Genomic DNA, 3,838 nt, shown 5'->3' on the forward strand with positions numbered 1-3,838 from the left:
GCGTCTGCATCTGAGTCAGCATCTGCATCTGCGTCTGCATCTGCATCTGCATCTGCATCTGAGTCAGCATCTGAATCTGCGTCTGCATCTGAGTCTGCGTCTGCATCTGCGTCTGAGTCAGCATCTGAATCTGCGTCTGCATCTGAGTCAGCATCTGCGTCTGCGTCTGCATCTGCGTCTGCATCTGCGTCTGCATCTGCATCTGAGTCAGCATCTGCGTCAGCGTCTGCGTCTGCATCTGCATCTGAATCAGCATCTGCATCTGCGTCTGCATCTGCATCTGCGTCTGCGTCAGCGTCTGCATCTGAATCAGCATCTGCGTCTGCATCTGCATCTGCGTCTGCATCTGAGTCTGCGTCAGCGTCTGCATCTGAATCTGAGTCAGCATCTGCATCTGAGTCTGCATCTGCATCTGCGTCAGCGTCTGCGTCTGCATCTGAGTCAGCATCTGCATCTGCGTCTGCATCTGCATCTGCGTCAGCATCTGCGTCTGCATCTGCGTCTGCATCTGCATCTGAATCAGCATCTGCATCTGAATCTGAATCAGCATCTGCGTCTGCATCTGCATCTGCGTCTGCATCTGAGTCAGCATCTGCGTCTGAGTCAGCATCTGAATCTGCGTCTGCATCTGCGTCAGCATCTGCGTCTGCGTCAGCGTCTGCATCTGCATCTGCGTCAGCATCTGCATCTGCGTCAGCGTCTGCATCTGCATCTGCGTCTGCATCTGCATCTGCGTCTGCATCTGCATCTGCATCTGCATCTGAGTCAGCATCTGAATCTGCGTCTGCATCTGAGTCTGCGTCAGCGTCTGCATCTGAATCTGCATCTGCATCTGCGTCAGCATCTGCATCTGCGTCAGCGTCTGCATCTGCGTCAGCGTCTGCGTCTGCATCTGCATCAGCGTCTGCGTCTGCATCTGCATCTGCGTCAGCATCTGCGTCAGCGTCTGCGTCTGAATCTGCATCTGAATCAGCATCTGCATCTGCGTCTGCATCTGCATCTGCGTCTGCGTCAGCGTCTGCATCTGAATCAGCATCTGCATCTGCGTCTGCATCTGCATCTGCGTCTGCATCTGAGTCTGCGTCAGCGTCTGCATCTGAATCTGAGTCAGCATCTGCATCTGAGTCTGCATCTGCATCTGCGTCAGCGTCTGAGTCTGCATCTGCGTCTGCATCTGCGTCAGCGTCTGCATCTGCGTCTGCATCTGAGTCTGCATCTGCATCTGCGTCAGCGTCTGCGTCTGCATCTGCGTCTGCATCTGAGTCGCTGTCTTCATTAAAGTATCCGTTATCAATACTGAAGTCATCATGATCAGTAATAGTTACATGTACTTCTTCACCATCGGCATCTTTTTCATCATCACTACCTGAGTTTGTAGTAGTTTGAGTGAAGCCTTCAGGCTTATCAAAATGCACAATATAGTCACCACTATCTAAATCAGTAAATTGATACTTACCACTTTCATCTGTTGTTGTTGTTTTTAATACATTACCATCACTATCTTTTAATGTAACAGTTACACCTGCAATTCCTTTTTCATCAGAATCTTGGATACCATCTTTATTAGTATCTTCCCATACATAGTCACCTAAATTATATTTTGGAGTTTTATAAAATCCACTATCTAGTGTCCAGTTATCAGCACCATTAATGACACCTGTAGTTGTTAAACCATCAGAATCTTTTTCATTATCATTTCCAGAATTTGCTGTTGTAGGTGTATAGCCCTCAGGTGTTGTGAAAGAAACTTCATACGTTCCATTTTCTAAATCAGTAAATTGATATTTACCACTTTCATCTGTTGTTGTTGTGCCAATTGTATTGCCATCACTATCTTTTAGTGTAACAGTTACACCTGCAATTCCTTTTTCATCAGAATCTTGGATGCCATCTTTATTAGTATCTTCCCATACATAGTCACCTAAATTATATTTGGGTTTATAAAATCCTGAATCAATTGTTTCATTATCTGCGTCTTTAATAATAGCTGTTGTTGTTGTGCCATTTGAATCTTTACCATTATCATTACCGGAATTAACAGATGTTGGGGTATAACCTTCGGGTGTTTCAAAATCTACTGTATACGTTCCATTTTCTAAATCAGTAAATTGATATTTACCACTTTCATCTGTTGTTGTTGTGCCAATTGTATTACCATCACTATCTTTTAGTGTAACAGTTACACCTGCAATTCCTTTTTCATCAGAATCTTGGATACCATCTTTATTAGTATCTTCCCATACATAGTCACCTAAATTATATTTTGGAGTTTTATAAAATCCACTATCTAGTGTCCAGTTATCAGCACCATTAATGACACCTGTAGTTGTTAAACCATCAGAATCTTTTTCATTGTTATTTCCAGAATTTTCTATTGTAGGTGTATAGCCCTCAGGTGTTGTGAAAGAAACTTCATACGTTCCATTTTTTAAACGAGTAAATTTATACTTACCACTTTCATCTGTTGTTGTTGTGCCAATTGTATTGCCATCACTATCTTTTAGTGTAACAGTTACACCTGCAATTCCTTTTTCATCAGAATCTTGGATACCATCTTTATTAGTATCTTCCCATACATAGTCACCTAATGAATATGTCTTATCTCCAGTAGCAGTACCACCGGATCTTTTAATGATATTTTCATTATCCCAATAATAAGATCTTCTTACTCCATTGGAATCGCTATTAGTTTCAAACACTCGAGTTTTAACGTTTTGGTCACTTTTTCCATCATATTGACCTTCTACAGTAATGATATAAGGAGTATTAATATTTCCAAATTGAAGATTTGCAGAATTATCATTATTGTAAGTAATATGACCATTAAATCTGTCCGTAATATCTACTAAATTAGAATCTTGAGGGTCTACATAATAACTATCATTTAATTTAGTTGAATCTATAACCCTATAAATTTTAAAAGTAGTATTTTTATCTATTTTAGTACTAGATTTATTAGGATCTGTGTGATATCCCTGTATTTTTACATTTGAATTATATAGTTTATTTTCCATTGGATTAACATAAATAGTTTGTTTAAAACTATTATTACCAGAATGTTTATCAATATCAGTTATAAAAGAACTAATACTTGGTCCATAGGCATCATTTACCCCTTGTACCGGTGAAGAATAATTAATATTAAGAGTCGTATTAAGTTTTTGATCTGCTATTCCGAATTCAGTTTCATAGGAACCACTATTTGGTGTGTTCTTTCTATCAGTAAATATTGGCAATTGGAAATTACCTTTAATATTACTTTCATTATTTACATAATCAGTAAATGTATAAGTAACCACTTTCTTATTAACATCATAAGAACCTGTAGCTACAGCATTACCTTCACTATCAGTAAGAGACTTAACTTTCATTGTATTATTAAGGTTTTCATAATTTATATCACCATTCACACTAACATTTTCTGGAATAGTGACTGTAAAATAATCGCCTTCTTTAATCTCACCATTCACACTAAAATCTGCTGATAAATCAGTAGATCCACTATGATTTGGATCAAAAGTGTCTTCACTAACTTTCATATTACTTACAGTAATTTGTCTATTTACATTAGATCCTTGCTCTGAAACATCATTACTCAATGCTGTTTTTAGTACCGGCTCAGCAAATCTACTTACACTTCTTGGAGTTGCTTCAATTTTATTTTGGTTTGATTTATTTGCCAAATCTTGAACTAATAAATTAAGTAACTTATCCTCAGAAAGATTTGCAGAATCAATATTTAAACCTTCAGTTTCATTTAATACTTCTTCTAATGTAGTATTATTTGTAGACATAAGATAGTCATTAAGTATTTCTTTTGTTGCTACCTCTTTGGTAT

Annotated in this window: 1 protein-coding gene; it reads right to left on the reverse strand. The window is 38.7% G+C overall.

Features of this window, described 5'->3' with window-relative positions; translation table 11 throughout:
* Positions 1-3,838, reverse strand: a 3,838-nt coding sequence (locus tag AC1RRU_RS12110) for an SdrD B-like domain-containing protein (protein WP_493196599.1), incomplete at both ends; no start/stop codon positions are given.

This window comes from Staphylococcus sp. GW821-FHT11H10 (assembly GCF_058807855.1).